This is a genomic window from Sphingomonas sp. AC435, from assembly GCF_979253005.1.
In genome coordinates, this window is the sequence record NZ_CEEDCJ010000009.1 from 1 (window position 1) to 18,521 (window position 18,521).

Annotated in this window: 18 protein-coding genes; 9 read left to right on the forward strand and 9 right to left on the reverse strand. The window is 68.2% G+C overall.

Annotation, left to right across the window (positions count from 1 at the left end; genetic code table 11):
- Window positions 1-474 precede the first annotated feature (474 nt).
- Window positions 475-1,947: a lipopolysaccharide biosynthesis protein gene (locus AC0CH8_RS15255; protein WP_465240641.1), complete on the forward strand. Its 1,473-nt coding sequence runs from the start codon at window positions 475-477 to the stop codon at window positions 1,945-1,947.
- Between the two features lie 12 nt (window positions 1,948-1,959).
- Here AC0CH8_RS15255 and AC0CH8_RS15260 read toward each other — a convergent pair whose 3' ends face one another.
- Complete coding sequence (locus AC0CH8_RS15260) at window positions 1,960-2,388, reverse strand: CBS domain-containing protein (RefSeq protein WP_465240642.1); 429 nt, start codon at window positions 2,386-2,388, stop codon at window positions 1,960-1,962.
- Between the two features lie 94 nt (window positions 2,389-2,482).
- Here AC0CH8_RS15260 and AC0CH8_RS15265 point away from each other — a divergent pair, with 94 nt between their 5' ends.
- Complete coding sequence (locus AC0CH8_RS15265; protein ID WP_465240643.1) at window positions 2,483-2,797, forward strand: hypothetical protein; 315 nt, start codon at window positions 2,483-2,485, stop codon at window positions 2,795-2,797.
- Between the two features lie 271 nt (window positions 2,798-3,068).
- Here the strand turns inward: AC0CH8_RS15265 and AC0CH8_RS15270 are convergent, their stop codons facing one another.
- From AC0CH8_RS15270 to hisS, 4 genes are all read right to left on the reverse strand, one after another.
- On the reverse strand, window positions 3,069-4,346 hold the full coding sequence (locus AC0CH8_RS15270) for a DUF4167 domain-containing protein (RefSeq protein WP_465240644.1): 1,278 nt from the start codon (window positions 4,344-4,346) through the stop codon (window positions 3,069-3,071).
- A 271-nt stretch (window positions 4,347-4,617) separates the two neighbouring features.
- Window positions 4,618-5,454 (reverse strand): peptide chain release factor N(5)-glutamine methyltransferase, encoded by an 837-nt coding sequence (gene prmC, locus AC0CH8_RS15275; RefSeq protein ID WP_465240645.1) that lies wholly within the window; start codon window positions 5,452-5,454, stop codon window positions 4,618-4,620.
- Window positions 5,455-5,757: 303 nt separating this feature from the next.
- Window positions 5,758-6,837, reverse strand: coding sequence for a peptide chain release factor 1 (gene prfA, locus AC0CH8_RS15280; RefSeq protein ID WP_204198791.1), 1,080 nt, complete (start codon window positions 6,835-6,837; stop codon window positions 5,758-5,760).
- A 151-nt stretch (window positions 6,838-6,988) separates the two neighbouring features.
- On the reverse strand, window positions 6,989-8,242 hold the full coding sequence (hisS, locus tag AC0CH8_RS15285) for a histidine--tRNA ligase (protein WP_465240646.1): 1,254 nt from the start codon (window positions 8,240-8,242) through the stop codon (window positions 6,989-6,991).
- Between the two features lie 51 nt (window positions 8,243-8,293).
- On the opposite strand from hisS, the gene AC0CH8_RS15290 reads away from it, so the two are divergent.
- From AC0CH8_RS15290 to AC0CH8_RS15305, 4 genes are all read left to right on the forward strand, one after another.
- On the forward strand, window positions 8,294-8,941 hold the full coding sequence (locus AC0CH8_RS15290; RefSeq protein ID WP_465240647.1) for a DUF1345 domain-containing protein: 648 nt from the start codon (window positions 8,294-8,296) through the stop codon (window positions 8,939-8,941).
- A 119-nt stretch (window positions 8,942-9,060) separates the two neighbouring features.
- Window positions 9,061-10,983, forward strand: coding sequence for a M61 family metallopeptidase (locus tag AC0CH8_RS15295; RefSeq protein ID WP_465240648.1), 1,923 nt, complete (start codon window positions 9,061-9,063; stop codon window positions 10,981-10,983).
- A 25-nt stretch (window positions 10,984-11,008) separates the two neighbouring features.
- Complete coding sequence (gene ppa / locus AC0CH8_RS15300) at window positions 11,009-11,587, forward strand: inorganic diphosphatase (RefSeq protein ID WP_204198795.1); 579 nt, start codon at window positions 11,009-11,011, stop codon at window positions 11,585-11,587.
- 21 nt (window positions 11,588-11,608) lie between these two features.
- Entirely contained in the window at window positions 11,609-12,274 is a 666-nt protein-coding gene (locus AC0CH8_RS15305; protein WP_465240649.1) for a TIGR02466 family protein, read from the forward strand.
- A 79-nt stretch (window positions 12,275-12,353) separates the two neighbouring features.
- Here AC0CH8_RS15305 and AC0CH8_RS15310 read toward each other — a convergent pair whose 3' ends face one another.
- From AC0CH8_RS15310 to ispG, 4 genes are all read right to left on the reverse strand, one after another.
- Window positions 12,354-12,833 carry an N-acetyltransferase family protein gene (locus AC0CH8_RS15310; RefSeq protein WP_465240650.1) on the reverse strand — a complete coding sequence of 160 codons (480 nt, stop codon included), beginning with the start codon at window positions 12,831-12,833 and terminating at the stop codon, window positions 12,354-12,356.
- Window positions 12,830-13,738 (reverse strand): DMT family transporter, encoded by a 909-nt coding sequence (locus AC0CH8_RS15315; protein WP_465240651.1) that lies wholly within the window; start codon window positions 13,736-13,738, stop codon window positions 12,830-12,832. The genes AC0CH8_RS15310 and AC0CH8_RS15315 overlap by 4 nt, the downstream gene beginning before the upstream one ends.
- Window positions 13,735-14,061, reverse strand: a complete 327-nt coding sequence (locus AC0CH8_RS15320) for a hypothetical protein (RefSeq protein ID WP_465240652.1) — start codon at window positions 14,059-14,061, stop codon at window positions 13,735-13,737. The genes AC0CH8_RS15315 and AC0CH8_RS15320 overlap by 4 nt, the downstream gene beginning before the upstream one ends.
- 325 nt (window positions 14,062-14,386) lie before the next feature.
- The gene (gene ispG / locus AC0CH8_RS15325) at window positions 14,387-15,511 is read right to left on the reverse strand and encodes a flavodoxin-dependent (E)-4-hydroxy-3-methylbut-2-enyl-diphosphate synthase (RefSeq protein ID WP_055844068.1); all 1,125 of its coding nucleotides are present in this window, start codon (window positions 15,509-15,511) and stop codon (window positions 14,387-14,389) included.
- Window positions 15,512-15,632: 121 nt separating this feature from the next.
- Between ispG and AC0CH8_RS15330 the strand changes: the two genes are divergently transcribed.
- The 3 genes from AC0CH8_RS15330 to AC0CH8_RS15340 are packed head-to-tail and all read left to right on the forward strand — an operon-like array spanning window position 15,633 to window position 18,507.
- On the forward strand, window positions 15,633-16,745 hold the full coding sequence (locus tag AC0CH8_RS15330; protein ID WP_465240653.1) for an acyltransferase family protein: 1,113 nt from the start codon (window positions 15,633-15,635) through the stop codon (window positions 16,743-16,745).
- Window positions 16,742-17,656 carry an isoaspartyl peptidase/L-asparaginase family protein gene (locus AC0CH8_RS15335; RefSeq protein ID WP_465240654.1) on the forward strand — a complete coding sequence of 305 codons (915 nt, stop codon included), beginning with the start codon at window positions 16,742-16,744 and terminating at the stop codon, window positions 17,654-17,656. Before AC0CH8_RS15330 ends, AC0CH8_RS15335 begins: the two co-directional genes overlap by 4 nt.
- Window positions 17,653-18,507, forward strand: coding sequence for a S1/P1 nuclease (locus AC0CH8_RS15340; protein ID WP_465240655.1), 855 nt, complete (start codon window positions 17,653-17,655; stop codon window positions 18,505-18,507). The genes AC0CH8_RS15335 and AC0CH8_RS15340 overlap by 4 nt, the downstream gene beginning before the upstream one ends.
- Window positions 18,508-18,521 lie beyond the last annotated feature (14 nt).

An 18,521-nucleotide genomic window follows, 5' to 3' on the forward strand; every position in this document is an offset into this window, starting at 1 on the left:
CAACCAGCCAAGGTGGAATGCCCTCGCCAGCCAGCATCACATCAAGGAGCCGCTCTGCACATATTCTTAATGAGCCCATCGAAGTATTACTTCGATAGAACCCATCACGTATGGATACGTGAAGGACATATGAGAACAGCTTATTTGCTTACGACACATCCAACGCCTTGATAACGCCAGACATCCCGCAGGCCGCCGCCCACATGTCCCTTCATCTAAACCAACAATGTCAAAGATCCGACACAAATACCCCGACGCCGCTATACCCTTCCCGTTTTACCAGAAAGGCCAGCGCGCCAAGTCTCGTGTGACCACTGCAAACGCCCCGTAAGGCCGCCGCTGCGGTGAAACCCATCTAGGGAACACCTCAACACCCGTCAAACCCTTTCTGTCAGAAATATCCAAAATTGTTCCCATCAATCTGAAACATCGCGCATTCACCCCTTGGCAGGGCCTTGCAGGTAGGGTCGTGGCATGACTCCATCCCACCTCCTGGACGCCAAGCCGCCCGAATCGCTGCACGCGCAGGTTCGGCGTGCGGTCATATGGCGTTCGGGAAGTCAGATCGTTGGCCAAATGGTGCAGTGGGCTTCCACGTTCCTCGTCATCCGGCTGCTCGATCCGCGGGATTACGGGCTGTTCGCGATGGCGCAGGTCGTTCTCGTATTCCTGAACATGCTCAACGGGTTCGGGCTGGCGAGCGGGCTGATTCAGGCCGCCGACGTCACCGAGCGGCAGGTCCGCCAGCTGTTCGGGATGCTGATCGCGCTCAACGCAGCGTTGGCCGCGTTCCAGCTGATGCTCGCACCGCTCGCCGCCGCTTATTACCGCCAGCCGATCGTCGCCGACATGCTGCGCGTTCAGGCGCTGCTATACCTGACGACCCCCTTCATCGCACTGCCCTTTGCGCTGCTAAGCCGACGCATGGACTTCCGTCATCAGGCGCGTGCCAACATCTGCGCCTCGATCGCCGCCGCCGCCGCCGCGCTGGGGGGCGCTCTCGCGGGGTGGGGGGTGTGGACGCTCGTCATCGCGCCACTCGTGCTGTTCGCCGTACGAGGTGCGATGATGACGTGGAGCGCGCGGTCGTTCGTCTGGCCGATCTTCGACTTTCGCGGGGCCGGCCATCTTGCGCGCTACGGCGGAATTGTCGCGGCGGGGCAGCTCTTCTGGTTCGGCCAGAGCCAGGCGGACGTGTTCATCGCCGGGCGGCTCTTCTCCCCCCATATGCTCGGCATCTACACGACCAGCCTGTTCCTCGCGCAGATCTTCGTGTCGAAGGTCGTGCCGCCGCTGAACGAAGTCGCCTTTTCGGCCTATGCCCGCATCCAGCACGATCCCGACGCGATCGCCGCCGCGTTCGTGCGATCGGTCAAGATCATCATGGCCGCCGCCCTGCCCTTCTACTTCGGATTGGCCGTCACCGCCGAGCCGCTGGTGCTGACCGCGCTCGGGCCGAAATGGCAGGAGGCCGCGCCGATCGTCCAGCTGCTCGCACTCGCAATGCCGCTGATGACGTTGCTGGTGCTGTATACCCCCGCCTGCGATGCGCTGGGGCGGCCCGGAGTCGGCGTCAGCAACGGCGCAATCGGCGCGGGCGTCCTCGCAACCGGCTTCCTGATCGGGGCGCAATGGGGGCCGGTCGGCCTCGCGACCGCGTGGATCGTGGCCTATCCGATCTATCTCGCCATCAGCAGTTACCGGGCGCTGCCGGTGATCGGGGCGAGCGGCCGGGCGATCGTCATGGCGATTGCGCCGGTGCTGGTCGCCTCTTCGGTCATGGCGGGGTCGGTGATGCTGGTCGACCGGGGGCTGCCGGCGCTGTCGCCGCTGCCGCGTCTCGCGATCCTCGTTGCGGCCGGGGCGATGGTCTATACCGGCTGGCTGGTGCTGTTCGCGCGGGCGACGCTCAGCGAACTGATCGCGACGGTGAAGCGGAGCGGTTAGACGCCCGCCACATCACGCCGTCTGGATATAGTCGCGCATCGCCGCGGCGTCCGCCTCGATCCGGTCGATCCGGTATTTGACCAGATCGCCGATCGACACGAATCCGACCAGCGCGTCTCCGTCCAGCACAGGCAAATGGCGGATGCGGCGGTGAGTCATCAAGGACAGCGCGGCGATGACCGCGTCGTTGCGAGACACCGTCACAGCCGGCGCGGTCATCGCGGCCGACACCGGGCCTTCGAGCGCCGCCGCACCGCCGTCCTTCAGGACGCGGATCACGTCGCGTTCGGAGAAGATGCCGACGACGCGGCCGCCCTCGATCACCGGCACTGCACCGATCCGCCGCTCCCCCAACAACGCCACCGCCTCCGCGACGCTGGCGCCGGGCGTGATCGTGACCACGTCGTGGTCCACGGATTTCAGGATCGCCGCGATCGTCATCCTCGCCTCCCTAGTGACGCCGGTTCCGACCTGTCGCCGTGCCTCTGTCGCGCCGCTGTTGAGGAAATCACGTTTCGCGTTCATTGGAAAGCACATGGATCACGGATCGCACCGCCCCGGGGCCGACCCGACACCGCCAGCCCCGAGCGGGCTGACGGACCGCGACTATGCGCGGTTCGCCTGGGCGCGGTTCCGATCGCTGCTGGCGTGGATGACGCTGGCCGCGGCGACGATCGCGGCGGCGGCGATCGTGCTGCTCGCGCATCTGCAAGGGCCGCTGCATCTGGTGACGATGTTCGCGATCCTGGGCGGGGTCGGCGGATCGGTGATGCTGGCCGGGGCGCTGATGGGACTGGCGTTCCTCAGTTCCGGCAGCGGGCATGATGAGGATGTCGAGCGGATCGATTAGGCATTCGGGGCTTCGGCCAAGTCGCCTTTCTCGCCTCTTTTTATGCCCCCCCCCCTCGGGAGAGCTTGGGGAGGGCTTCTCCGCGGGGGATGCAGCTTGGGGCGAGGCCCTCCCCCAGCCCCTCCCAAAAGGAGGGGAGTTTAGAAGCGGACCTCAGTTGCGGAGCAAGTGAAGACGCCGGGAGCGTTCTGCTCGCAGCACCCTGCCTGCCCAAACGAAAAAGGCCGGCGTCCTTCCGGACACCGGCCTCTTCCGCATCCCCGTCCGACGATCAGTCGGTGGTCGCGTCCGCTGCGGCGACGCGGGTGCGGCGGCGGCGCGGGCGGGGCGCTTCGTCGTCGGCGTCGTTGGCGGGAGCGGCGGAGATGCCGAGCGACGGAGGCAGGCGGTCGGCGTCGACCCCGTTGCTTTCCGGGCCGTTGCTGTCCGGCACGCTGTTCGCGGACGCAGGGCTTTCCGATGCCGCGACCGGAGCGGCCTCGACCGCAGCGTCGCGCCGGGGACGCCCGCGGCGACGCGGGGCGACCAGCGGCGCATCCGCCTCCAGCACGGCTTCGGCGCGCGCTTCGAGGTTCTCGCCGGGGGCCGGGGGATCGGCGCGGCGCTGGCCGGCGACCTCGGTTTCCGTTTCGACCTGTTGCGGCGCATCACGATCCCAACGGCGCGGCTGGCGCTCCTGCCGCTCGCCATCGGGGCGGGTGTCCTGACGCGCATCCTGACGGCGGGGCTGGCGCTCGGCGCGCGGGGCCTCTTCGCCGTTATCGTCGGACTGGTTGTCCCAGCGGCGCGGCTGACGGTCGCCGTCCTGGCGATAGTCCTGTTGACGATCCTGCTGCTGACGATCCTGGTTCTGCCGGTCCTGCTGCTGGCGATCCTGCTGGGGGCGACCCTCCTGCTGGCGACCTTCCTGCTGACGGCCATCACGGCGCAGCGGACGCTCGGCGCGCTCGCCACGGGGCTCGGCGTTGCGGTCGCCGCGCGGCTCGGCGCTGCGCTGCTCGTTGCCGCGCTGCTCGTTCCGATCGCCCATGTTGCGGTCGCCGGTGTTGCGCTCGTAGCCGCGGTCGTTGCCCCGGTCGTTGCCGTTGCGGTCGCCGCGGTCGCTGCCGTTGCGATCGTTGCCGTTGCGATCGTTGCCGCCACGGTCATTGCCGTTGCGGCCACCGTCCTGCTGCTCGCCGGCGCGGATCGGCTCACCCTCGTCGCCATAATCGTCGTCATTGCCGTCAATGTCGAAATCGGGCTGCTGGCGGCGCGGCTGCTGATCCTCGAAGCGGCCACGCTGGTCGCTGAGAACGCGGAAATAATGGTCGGCGAACTGCAGATAATATTCGGTGTTCACGCGGTCGCCCTGCCGCTGCGAATCCGCGGCGAGGTTCTTGTACTTCTCGTACAGCTGGTTGGCGTTGCCGCGCGCGCGGTTGTCGATGCGGTTGCCGTTGTCGGGACGACCCTGGCCACCGGTACGCGGGCCACTGCCGTTATTGCCACCACCGCTGGCATTGCCACCACGACCGCGACGGCGACCGGCCTGCCGATTATTGATCAAGCTGTTCGTCCCTAATCCAGAAGAGATACGTATCCGCTGTGCCTTCGCGTCCGATCCGGAGCGCGACGGGACCGTAACCCGGCCCGTAACGTCGCCCAGCGTAGCGGCGACCTGTGCCTTCAGGGTGCGGGCGTTGCCGCGATCTCGAACCGCCTGTCGTCCGGCGACCGTGTCGCCCAGCGATAACCGATGAAGATCGTGTGCCCCGACCCGCTCATAGCGGGCGTCGGGCCTGCCCGACAAGCGAAATATGGGTGATCCAGTTGAGTGGTCAAGTCGCCAGCAGCACGCCCAGCAAGACTCGGGGCCGCCCGCCGAGATCGCGGTGTTCCGTCATGGCGAACCCCTGATCGCGCAGCAGGTCGCCGACGGCCTGCGCCTGCGTCCAGCCGATCTCCAGCAGCACCGCGCCGCCGGGCGCGAGCAGGCGGCGCAACTCGGGCGCGAGACGGCGGTAATCGTCGAGGCCCTCCGCACCGGCATACAGCGCCGCCGCCGGCTCGTGCGCCGCGACCTCCGGCGGCAGGTCGTCGCCGGCGGCGATGTAGGGCGGATTGGAAACGATGCAGTCGAACGATCCCGCGATCGCCGTCGCCCAGTCGCCCTGCACGAAGGCGGCGCGGTCCGCAAAGGCAGCGCCGTTGATGCGCGCCCAGCCCAGCGCCTCCGTCGAGCGGTCGACACCGATCCCGCGCGTGTCACGCCATTCGTCGAGCAGCGCGAGCAACAACGTCCCCGGCCCGGTGCCGAGATCGAGCAAGGTCGCGGGGGGCTTGCCCTCGAAGTGCGCCACCGCCCTCGCAATCAGCGTTTCGCTGTCCGCCCGCGGCACCAGCGCCCCCGGCCCAACCGCCAGATCGAGTGTCCAGAACCCACGCGTGCCGGTGATATAGGCGACCGGCTCCTGCCGCTCGCGCCGAGCGACGAGGTCCGCGAAGCCGGGCGGGACGGGACGATCGAGGTCGAGCAGCAGCGCCGACCGCTCGATCCCGAGCGCATGCGCGAGCAGCAGTTCGGCGTCGAGGCTGGGCGTGGCGGAAAAGGCGAAGCGGGCGGTGGCGGCGGTGAGGGCGTGCCGAAGCCCCGCCTTGCCAAAAGCGTCAGACACACCGCACCACCGAATGCGACCGACCTGATGCTGGTTTGGATGTCGGACCTCTCCGCGGAGCTTGCCGCAGGGGGAGAGACCTGACCTCCACCGCTATCCCGAGAGAGATCGTTGCATTACTTCCTCTGCCACCCCGGCGAAGGCCGGGGTCCCGTTGCGACGTCTGCGGTCGCTGACGGAGAGCGTCACCCAACTGGGCCCCGGCCTTCGCCGGGGCGGTGACTTGCTGACAGGCCGCAGCGCTATTTCGCAACGCTTCCCTGGTCGGAAGGGGCTTGCCTTCGGCGTCCACGCCGCGCGCCATCAGCCGTCCAGCGAGGCCAGCCGCTCCGCCTCGTCCTCGGCGATCAGCGCGCCGACCAGCTCGCCCATCTCGCCCTCGAGTATCTCCGGCAGGCGGTGGAGCGTCAGGTTGATGCGGTGATCGGTCACGCGCCCCTGCGGGAAATTATACGTGCGGATCCGCTCCGACCGGTCGCCCGACCCGACCATCGCGCGGCGCGTGCCCGATCGCTCGTTCGCCAGCCGCTCGCGCTCCGCCTCGTACAGGCGGGTCCTGAGCACCTTCAGCGCCTTGGCCTTGTTCTTGTGCTGCGACTTCTCGTCCTGCTGGATGACGACGAGGCCGGTCGGAAGGTGCGTGATGCGGACCGCCGAGTCGGTCGTGTTGACCGACTGGCCGCCGGGACCGGACGAGCGGTAGACGTCGATGCGCAGATCCTTCGCCTCGTCGATCTGCACGTCGACCTCCTCCGCCTCCGGCAGCACCGCGACGGTGGCCGCGGAGGTGTGGATACGGCCGCCGCTTTCGGTCGCGGGCACGCGCTGAACGCGGTGGACGCCGCTCTCGAACTTCAGCTTGGCGAACACGCCCTGCCCGGTGACGGAGGCGACGACTTCCTTGAACCCCCCCGCATCGGAGGACGAGCCGGAGATCATCTCGACGCGCCAGCCCTGTCCCTCGGCATAGCGCTGGTACATGCGGAACAGGTCGCCGGCGAACAAAGCCGCCTCGTCGCCGCCGGTGCCGGCACGCACTTCGAGCATCGCGGAGCGCTCGTCGGCGGCGTCGCGCGGCAGCAGCGCTAGCGCGAGGCGGTGGTGCGCCGCCTCCAGCGCCGCCTTGTTCTCGCGCAGTTCCTCCGCCGCCATCTGGCGCAGTTCCTCGTCGGCGGTATCCTCGGCCATATAGGCGAGGCTTTCCGCCTCCTGCCGCAGCCGCCGCACCTCGCCCGCCGCCTGCGCGACCGGCTCCAGCTCGGCATATTCCTTCGACACCGCGACGAAACGGTCGCCGGGCAGGTCGCCCGTCGCCATCTGCGCCGCGAGTTCGTCGCGCCGCGCCTCGATCTGACGGATGCGGTCGGGGGAGATGGGGGTCATGCGGGGATGCCGATCGTGACGCCGTGATCGAAGCCACTCCCCGTCACCCCAGCGAACGCTGGGGTCTCGTGGTGGCGGGCGGGCGGCCCGGCCTCGGGAAGACCCCAGCGTCCGCTGGGGTGACGGCAGGTTGCAGGGTGACGGGAAGCCATCACCGCAACGCCTCCGCCAAATCGGCGAACGCCACGTGGGACTGCGTGCCCGCGCCCAGCAGCTTCACCGCCGCCGCACCCTTGGCGAGTTCGTCGTCGCCGACGATCACCGCCGCGCGCGCGCCCAGCGCATCCGCCTTCGCCAGCCGCTGCTTCATCTTGCCCCTGTAACTCATCTCGACCGCCAGCCCGGCACGGCGCAGGGTGGCCGTCAACCCGACGCAGTGCGCCTCCGCCGCCCCGCCCATCGGCACCACGACTGCGTCGATCGTCGTCGCCGCCGGCTCCGCCACCAGCATCGCCAGCCGCTCGACCCCGGCCGCCCAGCCCACGCCCGGCGTCTCCGGCCCACCCAGCGAGCCGATCAGCCCGTCGTAACGCCCGCCGGCCAGCACCGTACCCTGCGCGCCCAAACGATCGGTCACGAACTCGAACGCGGTATGGCGATAATAATCGAGGCCGCGCACTAGCCGCGGGTTGCGCGTCCACGCCACGCCCGCCGCGTCCAGCCCCGCCGTCACCGCATCGAAGAACGCGCGCGCGTCAGGCGTCAGGAACGCGTCGATGTCGGGCGCGCTGTCGGCGGCCGGCCGGTCCTTCGGGTCCTTGGAGTCGAGGATGCGCAGCGGGTTCTTGTCGAGCCGCTTCAGGCTGTCCTCCGACAGGTCGTCGCGATGCGCCTCGAAATGCGCGACCAGCGCCGCCCGCCACGCGTCGCGCGTCTCCGCGTCGCCCAGCGTGTTCAGTTGCAGCGTGACGCCCCCATTTTCCCCGGCGATGCCCAGTTCGCGCAGAAACTGGTCGGCGAGCACCAGCAACTCCACGTCCGCCGCCGGCTCGGCCGCGCCGATCACCTCCGCGTCGATCTGGTGGAACTGGCGATAGCGGCCCTTTTGCGGGCGCTCGTACCGGAACACGGGCCCGGACGTGGCGAGCTTCAGCGGCGCATATTGCTGCCACCCCTCGGTCAGGTACGCACGCGCCAGTCCAGCGGTGAATTCGGGACGCAACGTCAGCAGGTCGCCGCCGCGGTCCGGGAACGTGTACATCTCCTTCGACACGACATCGGTCGTTTCGCCGATCGAGCGCGAGAAGACCTCCGTCGCCTCGAAGATCGGAATGTCGACGCGCTGGAAGCAATAGAGCGCGCGCACCTTCTCGAACGTGGACAGCACGTGCGCGAACCGCCGCTGCTCGTCGCCGAAGATATCCTGCGTGCCGCGCACGCGCTTGGGGGTTTCGATACGGGCCATAGACGCGCGGGTATCTAGGCGAGGCCGCGGCCAAGCGCTAGCGTCCCGCGCATGAGCACAAACGCGTGGTGGGGCCTCGGCCAAAGAGTGGCGCCGCCACGCTTCGTGCTGTTTGCCGTCGTGTTCGCGGCGGCGCTGGCGGTCGGTATTCCCGAATGGGGTCGCGGGCGCGGGGTCATGGCCGCGTTCGATGTCGCCGCGCTCGTCTTCCTGCTCGCGATCACCACGCTGTTCCGCCGCGGCGAGGCGGAGCGGATGCGCGCCGCCGCACGGGCCAACGACGCCAACCGCGCGGTGCTGCTCGGCTTCACCGGGGTGACGATGGCCGTCATCCTCGTCGCGGTCGCGGGCGAGCTGAAGGGGCGCAACGACACGGCCGCGATCGTGCTGGTGATCGCGACCCTGGCGCTGGCGTGGCTGTTCTCCAACACCGTCTACGCGCTGCACTATGCGCACCTGTTCTACCTCGACGACGCGCTCGGCCGCGATGCCGCCGGGCTGACGTTTCCGGGAACGGACACGCCCGATTACTGGGACTTCCTGTATTTCAGCTTCACGCTGGGCATGACGTTCCAGACCAGCGACGTGGAGATCGGCTCGGGTCGCATCCGCCGCGTCGTGCTGGGGCAGAGCCTGGCGGCGTTCGTGTTCAACCTTGGCGTGGTGGCGTTCACGATCAACGTGCTTGGGGGTGGGTAGCGCCTCATCTTTCCTCGGCAGGAGAGGCATGAGGGTCGGTAAGCGACTGGACTTCTGTCCTTTCCGATCATTACACTGGCGCCTTCCAATCTTTCGCCCATCTTCCGAGAAGGCCGTCCATGCTCCGATACGCCGCCGCCGCCGTCCTGCTCTCCTCCACTGCCAGCATCGCACAGGTGCCCGCCGGCAATTCCGCGCCGCAGCCGGTGCCGTTCGTCGACACCGTCCCCGCCGCGCAGGACGTCGCGTATCCGGGCACGATCCGCCTCGACGTGGACGCGACCGACAACGAGCGCGGCATCTTCCGCGTCAAGGAGACGATTCCGGTCGCCAAGTCGGGCCATATGGTCCTGCTGTTCCCGAAATGGCTGCCCGGCGCGCATTCGCCGCGGGGCGAGATCGAGAAGCTGGCCGGCCTCGTGATCCGCAGCGGCGGGCGCGTCCTGCCGTGGCAGCGCGATCCGGTCGACGTCTTCGCCTTCCACATCGACGTGCCGGCCGGCGCGAAGACGCTGGACGCGGAGTTCCAGTTCCTGTCCGCGACCAAGGCCGATCAGGGCCGCGTCGTCGCCACGCCGACGATGATCTCGCTCCAGCTCAACTCCGTCAGCCTCTATCCGGCCGGTTATTTCACCCGCCGCATCCCGGTGCAGATGACGGTGAAGTTCCCCGCCGGCTGGACCGCCGCGGGTGCGGTTCCGGCCAAGGCCGCGCAGTCCGCCGCCGCCGCGACCTACACCTACGACACCGCCAACTACGAGGTGCTGGTCGACTCGCCTGTCCTCGCGGGCAAGTACGGGAAGACGTGGCCGCTGTCGGAGCGGGTCGACCTCAACGTCTTCGCCGACAGCCCCGACCAGCTCGCCGCCAAGCCCGAACAGATCGACGCGCACAAGCGCCTCGTCGAACAGGCGGTGAAGACCTTCGGCGCGCAACATTACGACAAATACGAATTCCTGCTGTCGATCACCGACCAGCTCGGCGGTATCGGGCTGGAGCATCATCGCAGTTCGGAGAACGGCGTCGGCCCCGGCTATTTCATCGACTGGGAGAACAGCGTCACCCGCCGCAACCTGCTGCCGCACGAATTCACGCATAGCTGGGACGGCAAGTTCCGCCGCGGCGCGGACCTGTGGACGCCCGATTTCCGCACCCCGATGCAGGGGTCGCTGCTGTGGGTCTACGAAGGGCAGACGCAGTTCTGGGGATACGTCCTTCAGGCGCGCTCGGGCATCGTCTCGAAACAGGACACGCTGGACGCCTATGCGACGATCCTCGCGACTTACGACAACACGCCGGGTCGCCAGTGGCGACCGATGGTCGACACCACCAACGATCCGGTGATTTCGGCGCGCAAGCCCAAGGGCTGGACGAGCTGGCAGCGGTCGGAAGATTATTACAACGAGGGCCTGTTGGTGTGGATGGAGGTCGATTCGATGCTCCGCAAGCAATCCGGCGGCACGAAATCGATCGACGATTTCGCCAAGGCGTTCTTCGGCATTCGCGACGGCGACTGGGGCGAGGTCACCTACACGTTCGACGATGTCGCGCAGACGCTGAACACGATTCAGCCCTATGACTGGGCGGGTTTCCTGCGCACCCGCCTGACCGAGACGGGCAAGCCCGCGCCGCTCGGCGGCTTCGTCGCGAACGGCTACACGCTCGTCTACACCGACACGCCGACCTCGTACTTCACCAAGGCGGAAAAGGCGCGTGGCACCGACGTGTCCGCTTCGCTCGGACTGGTGGTGAACAAGGACGGCGTCGTCACCTCCTCGATCTGGGGCAAGCCCGCCTACACCGCCGGCATCGATGTCGGCACGGAGATTACCGGCATCGGCGGCATGGCGTATAGCGGCGATCGGCTGAAGGCGGCGATCCTGGCGGCGAAGGGTACGAAGGAGCCGATCCGCCTGCTCGTGAAGAATGGCGACCGCCTCCGCGACCTGACTGTCGACTATCACGACGGCCCCCGCTATCCGCGCCTCCAGAAGACGGGTGCGGGCGAGACGGGACTGGACCGTCTGCTCACGGCCCGTTGATCGGCATTACGGAACGGGGATTGCTATGCGTATCGACCTGATCCCGGTGGGCAAGAGCCCGCCGGACGACCTGAACGTCATCATCGAGGTGCCGACCGGTGGCGAGCCGGTGAAGTACGAGTTCGACAAGGCGTCCGGCGCGCTGTTCGTCGATCGCATCCTGCACACGCCGATGCGCTATCCGGCGAACTACGGCTTCGTGCCGCATACGCTGTCGCCCGATGGCGATCCGCTCGACGCGCTGGTCATCGCCCGCTCGCCGTTCATCCCCGGCTGCGTCGTGCGTGCCCGCCCGATCGCGGTGCTGAACCTGGAAGACGAGGCCGGTGGCGACGAGAAGCTCGTCTGCGTCCCCGTCGACGAGGTGTTCCCATACTACTCAAACGTCGGCGGCCGCGCCGACGTGCCGGAGATCGTGTTCGAGCAGATCGAGCATTTCTTCACCCACTATAAGGACCTCGAAAAGAAGAAGTGGGTCCGCATCGGCGTCTGGGGAGACGCGAACGAAGCCAAGCGCATCACGATCGAGGCGATCGCCCGCTACGACGAAGCCAAGGCCAAGGGCGAGGAACCGCACGACCACGACGTGCCCGGCCGCGACTGACGTTCGGCCTGCGATCCGGCGATGGGCGAGTATAACGGCATCCGCGTGCGCGCCGACCTGCTCGGCCTCTACGAGACGCCCGTGCTCCACGGGCACCTCGCCGACTCGCGGGCGCTAACCGCCGCGCTGGCGGCAGCGATCCGGGCGAAGCGCGCGGCCGACCCCGGCATCGCGCGGTCCAATGTCGGTGGCTGGCACTCGGCCACCGACATGCTGGGCACCGCCGGAATGGGGTGGGGCGGCCCCGCCGCCGCGACGCTGGCGGAGACGGCCGTGAAGATGTGCAAGCGCCTGTCGTGGTTCGAAGGACGCGACGCCGCCTCCTATGAGTGGACGGTGCGGATGTGGGCGAACGTGTCGCCTGCGGGTGCACTCAACATGAGCCACGCGCATCCCGGCGTGCTCTGGGCCGCGGTATTCTACGTCGACATGGGCACGCCCCCCGCGGAGGGAGAGACCGGCGGAGAACTGTTCTTCGAGGACCCCCGTGCACCCGTCCCCTATATGCGCCTGCCCGGCTTCCGCCTTGTCGGCACCGACGGCCAGCCACAGCCGATCGAGCGGCGCGTCGTCACCACGGTTGGCGACCTCGTCGTTTTTCCCGCCTGGACCCGTCACGGCGTTCGCCCTCACCTCGGCACCGGCGACCGGATCTCGGTGGCGATGAACATCGACGTGAAGGCCTAGTGATATCGGGAGGGGCCCCGCGCCTCTTGCGCCGCAGCCGGTGCCGCCATGCTTGCCTGCCTAGCGGACGGACTGTGGCTCACTCGGGATCCAAGTGCCCTGCCAGCCTGCGCAGAGCATCGCCGTCGACGCGCTGCACCGTCCACTCGTCCTGCCCCACCGCACCCATCGCGCGGTAGAAGGCGATCGCGCCCGCGTTCCAGTCGAGCACCGACCATTCGAAGCGGGCGCAATCGCGCTCCACCGCCAGTCTTGCCAGATGCCGCAACAGCGCCTTGCCGACGCCGCGTCCGCGTGCCGAGGGGGTTACGTACAAATCCTCCAGATACAGGCCGCGCTTGCCCTGCCACGTCGAGAAATTGTGGAAGAACAGCGCGAAGCCGAGCGGCTCGCCATCCTCGGCGATCACCGCCTCCGCTGCGGGATGCGCGCCGAACAGCGCGTCGTGCAGCATCGGCTCGGTCGCCAGCACCGCGTCGGGCTCGCGTTCGAACACCGCCAGTTCCCGCACGAAGCGAAGGATCGTGGTGACATCGGCTGGTTCAGCGGGCCGGATCACGGCACCACCTGGGTCTGCGCGGCGATGTCCCTCGACCGGGCGGCGTACAGGCACGCGGCGACGATCACGCCCGCCCCCGCGATCGTCCACAGCGACAGTCGCTCGCCGAACACCGCATAGCCGAGCAGCGCGGCGTACAGGAACGATGTGTATTCGGTGGTCGCAAGATAACCCGTCTCCCCATGTGCATAGGCCCAGCCCAGCAGGAACAGCGACGCCGTCGCCAGCGCTGCGCCGATCGCCAGTTTGGGCCATTCGCCCGCATCCGGCCATATCGCCAGCCACGGTGCGGCGCAGAGCAGGATCAGGCCAATGATCCCCGACTGGAAGAACGCGATCTCCCCCGGCCCGGCCGCCTGCGACTGCAAACGTGCGACGATCAGGTTCACCGCGTACAGCACCGCCGATGCGATCACCGCGACCGATCCGGCCAGCGCCTCCTCGCCCAGCCGCATCTGCGACTGTCCGGCCAGCACGACGAGTACGCCGAGCAGCGCCGCGGCGGAGCCGATCGCGACCCGCCGGCCGACACGCTCCTTCAGCACGACAGCGCCCAGCAGCAGCGCGAGGATCGGCGCGACGTAGGTCAGCGTGATCGCCTGCGCCATCGGCACTCGCGCCAGCCCCCAGAAGAACAGCACCGCCATCACCGCCGTGACGCAGGCACGCAGCACGTGCAGCCGAAACCCCCGCGCACTCGGCTTCGGCGCACCGCCGACGCGCCAGACTGCCGCGCCGAGGCCCGCCGAGATCAGTGTGCGCCACAGCAGCGCGTTATAGACGCCGATCGCCAGCACCAGCGACTTCATGAACGCGTCCATGATCGAGAACAGCCCGATCCCCGCCGCCGCCACGGCAAAGGCGAGCGCGGGCGTGACGGTGCGGAATTCTGATCGAGCCGTCATTTGCGCCCGGCAGCGGCTCCGATCCGCGCCAATCGAATGAGTTCTGGCAGCATGGTTCGCATGGCCGCGATCAATTCCGCATTCTCGCGGGAACGCCCGTCCTCCGGAATGACATAGTTGTGATCCTGGATCAGCGTCGCAGCCACCACACCGTGGAAAGTCGAGTCGGACAGATCATCATTGTCGCCGGAGGTATTCGGTTTCGTGGCGATAGCCGTTGCGCAGCACGCCATTCCATCATCCATCGCGCGTACGTACCATGGCCCCGCTGTTGCCCGCCGGTCCAGTGTTTCCAGTTCGTCGAGGTTGAGCATGCAGTCCACACGCTTGCGATAGGGTAGCGGATCGGTGCGCGCTACTTGTTTGGCGGCGGTCCGGCGACATAGGCGACAGGCCCGACATCCTGCTTCCGCATGAGCGCGAAGACATGCTTCATGCAGCGTAGCGAAGGCTCCGCGACACCCGGTGCGACGTGAACGCCAGCAGGAATCGGAATGCGACCCAGCGCCCTTGCAAATGATGCGTCGTCCTGCCCGATATCCTAAGCCTTCCGCCCCAGGATTGCCCGACAGACATGACCGGGCGAGGTTTCGACATGGATCGTAAGTTCAGTCGGTGCCAGCGCGATTAATGCCAGCGCTGCGGGGATCATGCCGCCGCCAGCGCGCGCGCCTCATCGGCCGCGTCGATCTCCGCCGCCTTGGCCTCGACCAGTCGCACGATATGCTCGATCATGTCGGCGTCCTGGACGTGGTGGTCGGTGACGCCGGACAAATACACCATGTGCTTGCCGTTGCCGCCGCCGGTGATGCCGATATCGGTTTCGCGCGCCTCGCCGGGACCGTTGACGACGCAGCCGAGCACGGACAGCGACATCGGCGTGCGGATGTGCGTCAACCGCTCCTCCAGCGCCTGCACGGTGCGGATCACGTCGAAGCCCTGCCGCGCGCAACTGGGGCAGGACACGACGCGGACGCCGCGGTTGCGGATGCCCAGCGCCTTCAGGATCTCGAAGCCGACGCGGACCTCCTCCTCCGGCTCGGCCGACAGCGACACGCGGATCGTGTCGCCGATGCCGTACCAGAGCAGGGACCCCATCCCGATCGACGATTTGACGGTGCCGCCGATCAGCCCCCCCGCCTCGGTGATGCCGAGATGCAGCGGGCAGTCCACGACCTCCGCCAGTTGCTGGTAGGCCGCGACCGCCAGGAACAGGTCGGACGCCTTCACCGCGACCTTGAACTCGTGGAAGTCGTGGTCCTGCAACAGCTTGATGTGGTCCATCGCCGATTCGACCAGCGCGTCGGGGCAGGGTTCGCCATATTTTTCCAGCAGGTGCCGCTCCAGCGAGCCACCGTTGACGCCGATCCGGATCGCGCAGCCATTCGCCTTCGCCGCGTTGACGACCTCCTTCACTCGCGCGGCCGAGCCGATGTTGCCGGGATTGATCCGCAGGCACGCGACGCCCGCGTCCGCCGCCTCCAGCGCGCGCTTGTAGTGGAAATGGATGTCGGCGACGATCGGTACGCGCGATGCGCGGACGATCTGCTTCAGCGCGGCGGTGCTCTCCACATCGGGGGCGGAGACGCGGATGATGTCGACGCCCGCATCCTCGCAGCGACGGATCTGGTCGATCGTCGCGACGGGATCGCTGGTCGGCGTGTTGGTCATCGTCTGCACGGTGACGGGCGCGCCGCCGCCGACGGGGACGGTGCCGACCATGATCTGGCGGCTCTGACGGCGGACAATGTCGCGCCACGGTCTGATGGACATGGGCCCCTTATACAGCGCGCGGGTTGCGGTTCAAAGACCAGGGTGTACGGCAGCGCCCATGACGGAAACGCCCGCGATCAGGCGGCATTATGAGCCAACCGCCATCCGGCGGCATTATGGAATGGACTGGTTGAGGATCGGCGCGTTCGCGATCCTGATCCTCTACCATATCGGGATGGTCTTCGTGCCGTGGAACTTTCACGCCAAGTCGCACCATGTCGAACGGTGGGCGACGGTGCCGATGCTCGCCGTCAACGCGTGGCGGCTGACCTTGCTGTTCGTCGTGTCGGGTTATGCAAGCCGCGCGCTGCTGGCGCGCTCGCACGGGCTGGGCCGATTCGTGCGCGACCGGAGCTGGCGGCTGCTGGTGCCGCTGGCGTTCGGCGTCGCCGTGGTGGTGCCGCCCCAGGCGTGGGTGGAGCTGGTGCTGCGCTATGGGTACCCGGCCGGCTACTTGCATTTCTGGGCGCATGATTACTTCACCTTCCGGCAGCTGGGCCAGGTGACGGTGCCGACATGGAACCACCTGTGGTTCGTCGGCTACCTCTGGTTCTACACCGCGTTGCTCGCGATCGGCATCGCCATTGTCCGCATCCGCAGGGCGCAGCACGGCTTCGACTGGCTGTTCGGCACCGCACTGGGCGGCGGGGGCGTGATCGTCATCCCGCTGGCATGGTCGACCGCGATCCACGCGCGCTGGTTCCCGATGGTGGGAGAGACGCATGCGCTGGTCGGCGACTGGATCGCGCATCTGTCCTATTTCCCCGCCTTCCTGTTCGGCTTCGCGCTCGCCCGCTCGCCGACGACGATGCGCGCGATCGGGCGGTGGTGGCCGGTAGGGGCGGTGCTGGCGATCGCCGGCTACGCCTATATCGTCGGGATCGAGCGGGGGTGGATCGGGCCGTGGGGACCGGCGCTGTTCGCCCGCTACGGCGTCGCGCACGCGGCGCAGCAATGGGGCGCGATCGTCGCGCTGATCGGCATCGCCGAGCGCTGGTTCAACCGCGACGCGCCGATCCGCGCGACCCTGACGGAGGCGGTCTTCCCCTTCTACCTCGTCCACCAGACGATCATCGTCGTCGTCGCCTATGTGCTGTGGAACTCGGCGTTGACCGCGGGGCAGGAGTTCGCGGTGCTGGTCGCCGCGACCATCGCGGGCTGCACCGCCTTTTATTACGGGGGCCGCGCGGTGCCGTGGCTCAGGCCGTTGATCGGACTTCGGAGAATATCATGACGTGGACGCTGATGGTGCATGGCGGCGCGGGCCGGATCGACCGCGATGCGCTGACGCCCGCGATGGACGCAGGCGCGCGCGCCGGGCTGGCGCAGGCGCTCGACGCGGGAGCTGCGGTGCTGGCCGCGGGCGGCGATGCGCTGGACGCGGTGCAGGCGGCGGTCGAGATGCTGGAGGATGACCCCCATTTCAACGCCGGCCGTGGCGCGGTGCTGACCTTCGACGGCGCGATCGAACATGACGCCGCGATCATGGACGGGCGCGACCGCAATGCCGGCGCGGTCGCCGGGATCGCCGGCACCCGCCACCCCGTCGCCCTCGCCCGCGCGGTGATGGAGCATAGCCCGCACGTCTTCCTCGCCGGGTCCGGCGCGAACAGCTTCTCCCGCGAACAGGGCGTGGAGCAGATCGACCCCGACTGGTTCGTCCTGCCGGAGCGCCGCGCGCAATTGGCGAAGATGAAGGCCGACAAGGACTGGTTCGACGTCGACATGAAATACGGCACCGTCGGCGCGGTCGCCCGCGATGCGAGCGGCCATGTCGCGGCGGCGACCTCCACCGGCGGCGTCACCGGCAAGCGCTGGGGCCGGATCGGCGACACGCCGGTGATCGGCGCGGGCACCTTCGCCGACGACCGGGCCTGCGCGGTATCCTGCACCGGCTCCGGCGAGTTCTTCCTGCGCGAGTCGGTCGCGCGCGAGATCGCGGCGCGCATCCGCCTTGCGGGGGAAATCCCGGAACAGGCGGCCGCGACCGTGCTGGCGGGCGTGCACGCGATGGGCGGCACCGGCGGCGTCATCGTCTGTCCCGCGGGCGGCGATCCGGTCTGGCATTTCAACACCTTGGGCATGTATCGGGGCACCGTCAGCGCGACCGCACGGACCGTCGCGATCTACGGAGACGAGGGATGAAGCGTATTGTCGCGGCGCTGTTGCTGCCGTTCCTGCTGCTCGCGCAGCCCGCCGCCGCGTTTTGGGAATATGGCCATCAGACGGTCGCATCGATCGCCTATGCCAACGTCACGCCGCGCACCCGCGCCGCGATCGGCCGCATCCTTCTGGCGCAGGCGCAGCTCGGCACGCCCGGATGCCCGGCCCGCACCATTCAGGAGGCCAGTGTCTGGCCCGATTGCGTCAAGCCGCTGAAGGACGCCGCCGGCAAATCGCGCTTCGGTTACGCCTATAGCTGGCACTATCAGAACGTGAATATCTGCCAGCCCTTCGCGCTGGAGCCCGCGTGCAGGGAGGGCGACTGCGTCTCGACCCAGATCGACCGGCAGGCCGCAATCCTCGCCGACCGGCGCGCTCCTGCGAAGGACCGGGCGATGGCGCTCGCCTTCCTCGTCCATTTCGTCGGCGACCTGCACCAGCCGCTGCACGCCGGGGACAAGTCGGACAAGGGCGGCAACGACGCCAAGGCCGCGTACGGCGTCTACGCACCGGCGCGGCTGAACCTGCATTCGGTCTGGGACGGCCTGCTGGCGGAGCGCGCGATCTCCTCGCCGCCGCGCCTCGTCCGCCGCTATTCCGCCGCCGACCGCGCGCGGCTGGGGGCGGGCACCGTCACCGACTGGAGCCGCGAAAGCTGGCAGGTCGCGCACACGGCCTACGCCGTCGCGATGCACGGCGATCCGTGCCAGCCGACGCCCGCGCGCGTGACGCTGACCGATGCCGACGTGGACACGCTGGTGCCGGTGATGCGCGACGAGGTGGTGAAGGGCGGGCTGCGACTTGCGCGGATGCTGGACCGTGCGCTGGGCTAAGACGTCACGCCGGG

Excerpts from the sequence above, each read along its gene's own strand:
- AC0CH8_RS15305 (WP_465240649.1), top strand. The coding sequence starts at position 11,609 with ATGGGCGAGTATAACGGCATCCGCGTGCGCGCCGACCTGCTCGGCCTC.
- prfA (WP_204198791.1), bottom strand. The coding sequence starts at position 6,837 with ATGACCCCCATCTCCCCCGACCGCATCCGTCAGATCGAGGCGCGGCGC.
- hisS (WP_465240646.1), bottom strand. The coding sequence starts at position 8,242 with ATGGCCCGTATCGAAACCCCCAAGCGCGTGCGCGGCACGCAGGATATC.
- AC0CH8_RS15260 (WP_465240642.1), bottom strand. The coding sequence starts at position 2,388 with ATGACGATCGCGGCGATCCTGAAATCCGTGGACCACGACGTGGTCACG.
- ppa (WP_204198795.1), top strand. The coding sequence starts at position 11,009 with ATGCGTATCGACCTGATCCCGGTGGGCAAGAGCCCGCCGGACGACCTG.
- AC0CH8_RS15335 (WP_465240654.1), top strand. The coding sequence starts at position 16,742 with ATGACGTGGACGCTGATGGTGCATGGCGGCGCGGGCCGGATCGACCGC.
- AC0CH8_RS15295 (WP_465240648.1), top strand. The coding sequence starts at position 9,061 with ATGCTCCGATACGCCGCCGCCGCCGTCCTGCTCTCCTCCACTGCCAGC.
- AC0CH8_RS15265 (WP_465240643.1), top strand. The coding sequence starts at position 2,483 with ATGGATCACGGATCGCACCGCCCCGGGGCCGACCCGACACCGCCAGCC.
- ispG (WP_055844068.1), bottom strand. The coding sequence starts at position 15,511 with ATGTCCATCAGACCGTGGCGCGACATTGTCCGCCGTCAGAGCCGCCAG.
- AC0CH8_RS15330 (WP_465240653.1), top strand. The coding sequence starts at position 15,633 with ATGGACTGGTTGAGGATCGGCGCGTTCGCGATCCTGATCCTCTACCAT.
- AC0CH8_RS15315 (WP_465240651.1), bottom strand. The coding sequence starts at position 13,738 with ATGACGGCTCGATCAGAATTCCGCACCGTCACGCCCGCGCTCGCCTTT.
- AC0CH8_RS15340 (WP_465240655.1), top strand. The coding sequence starts at position 17,653 with ATGAAGCGTATTGTCGCGGCGCTGTTGCTGCCGTTCCTGCTGCTCGCG.
- AC0CH8_RS15255 (WP_465240641.1), top strand. The coding sequence starts at position 475 with ATGACTCCATCCCACCTCCTGGACGCCAAGCCGCCCGAATCGCTGCAC.
- AC0CH8_RS15290 (WP_465240647.1), top strand. The coding sequence starts at position 8,294 with ATGAGCACAAACGCGTGGTGGGGCCTCGGCCAAAGAGTGGCGCCGCCA.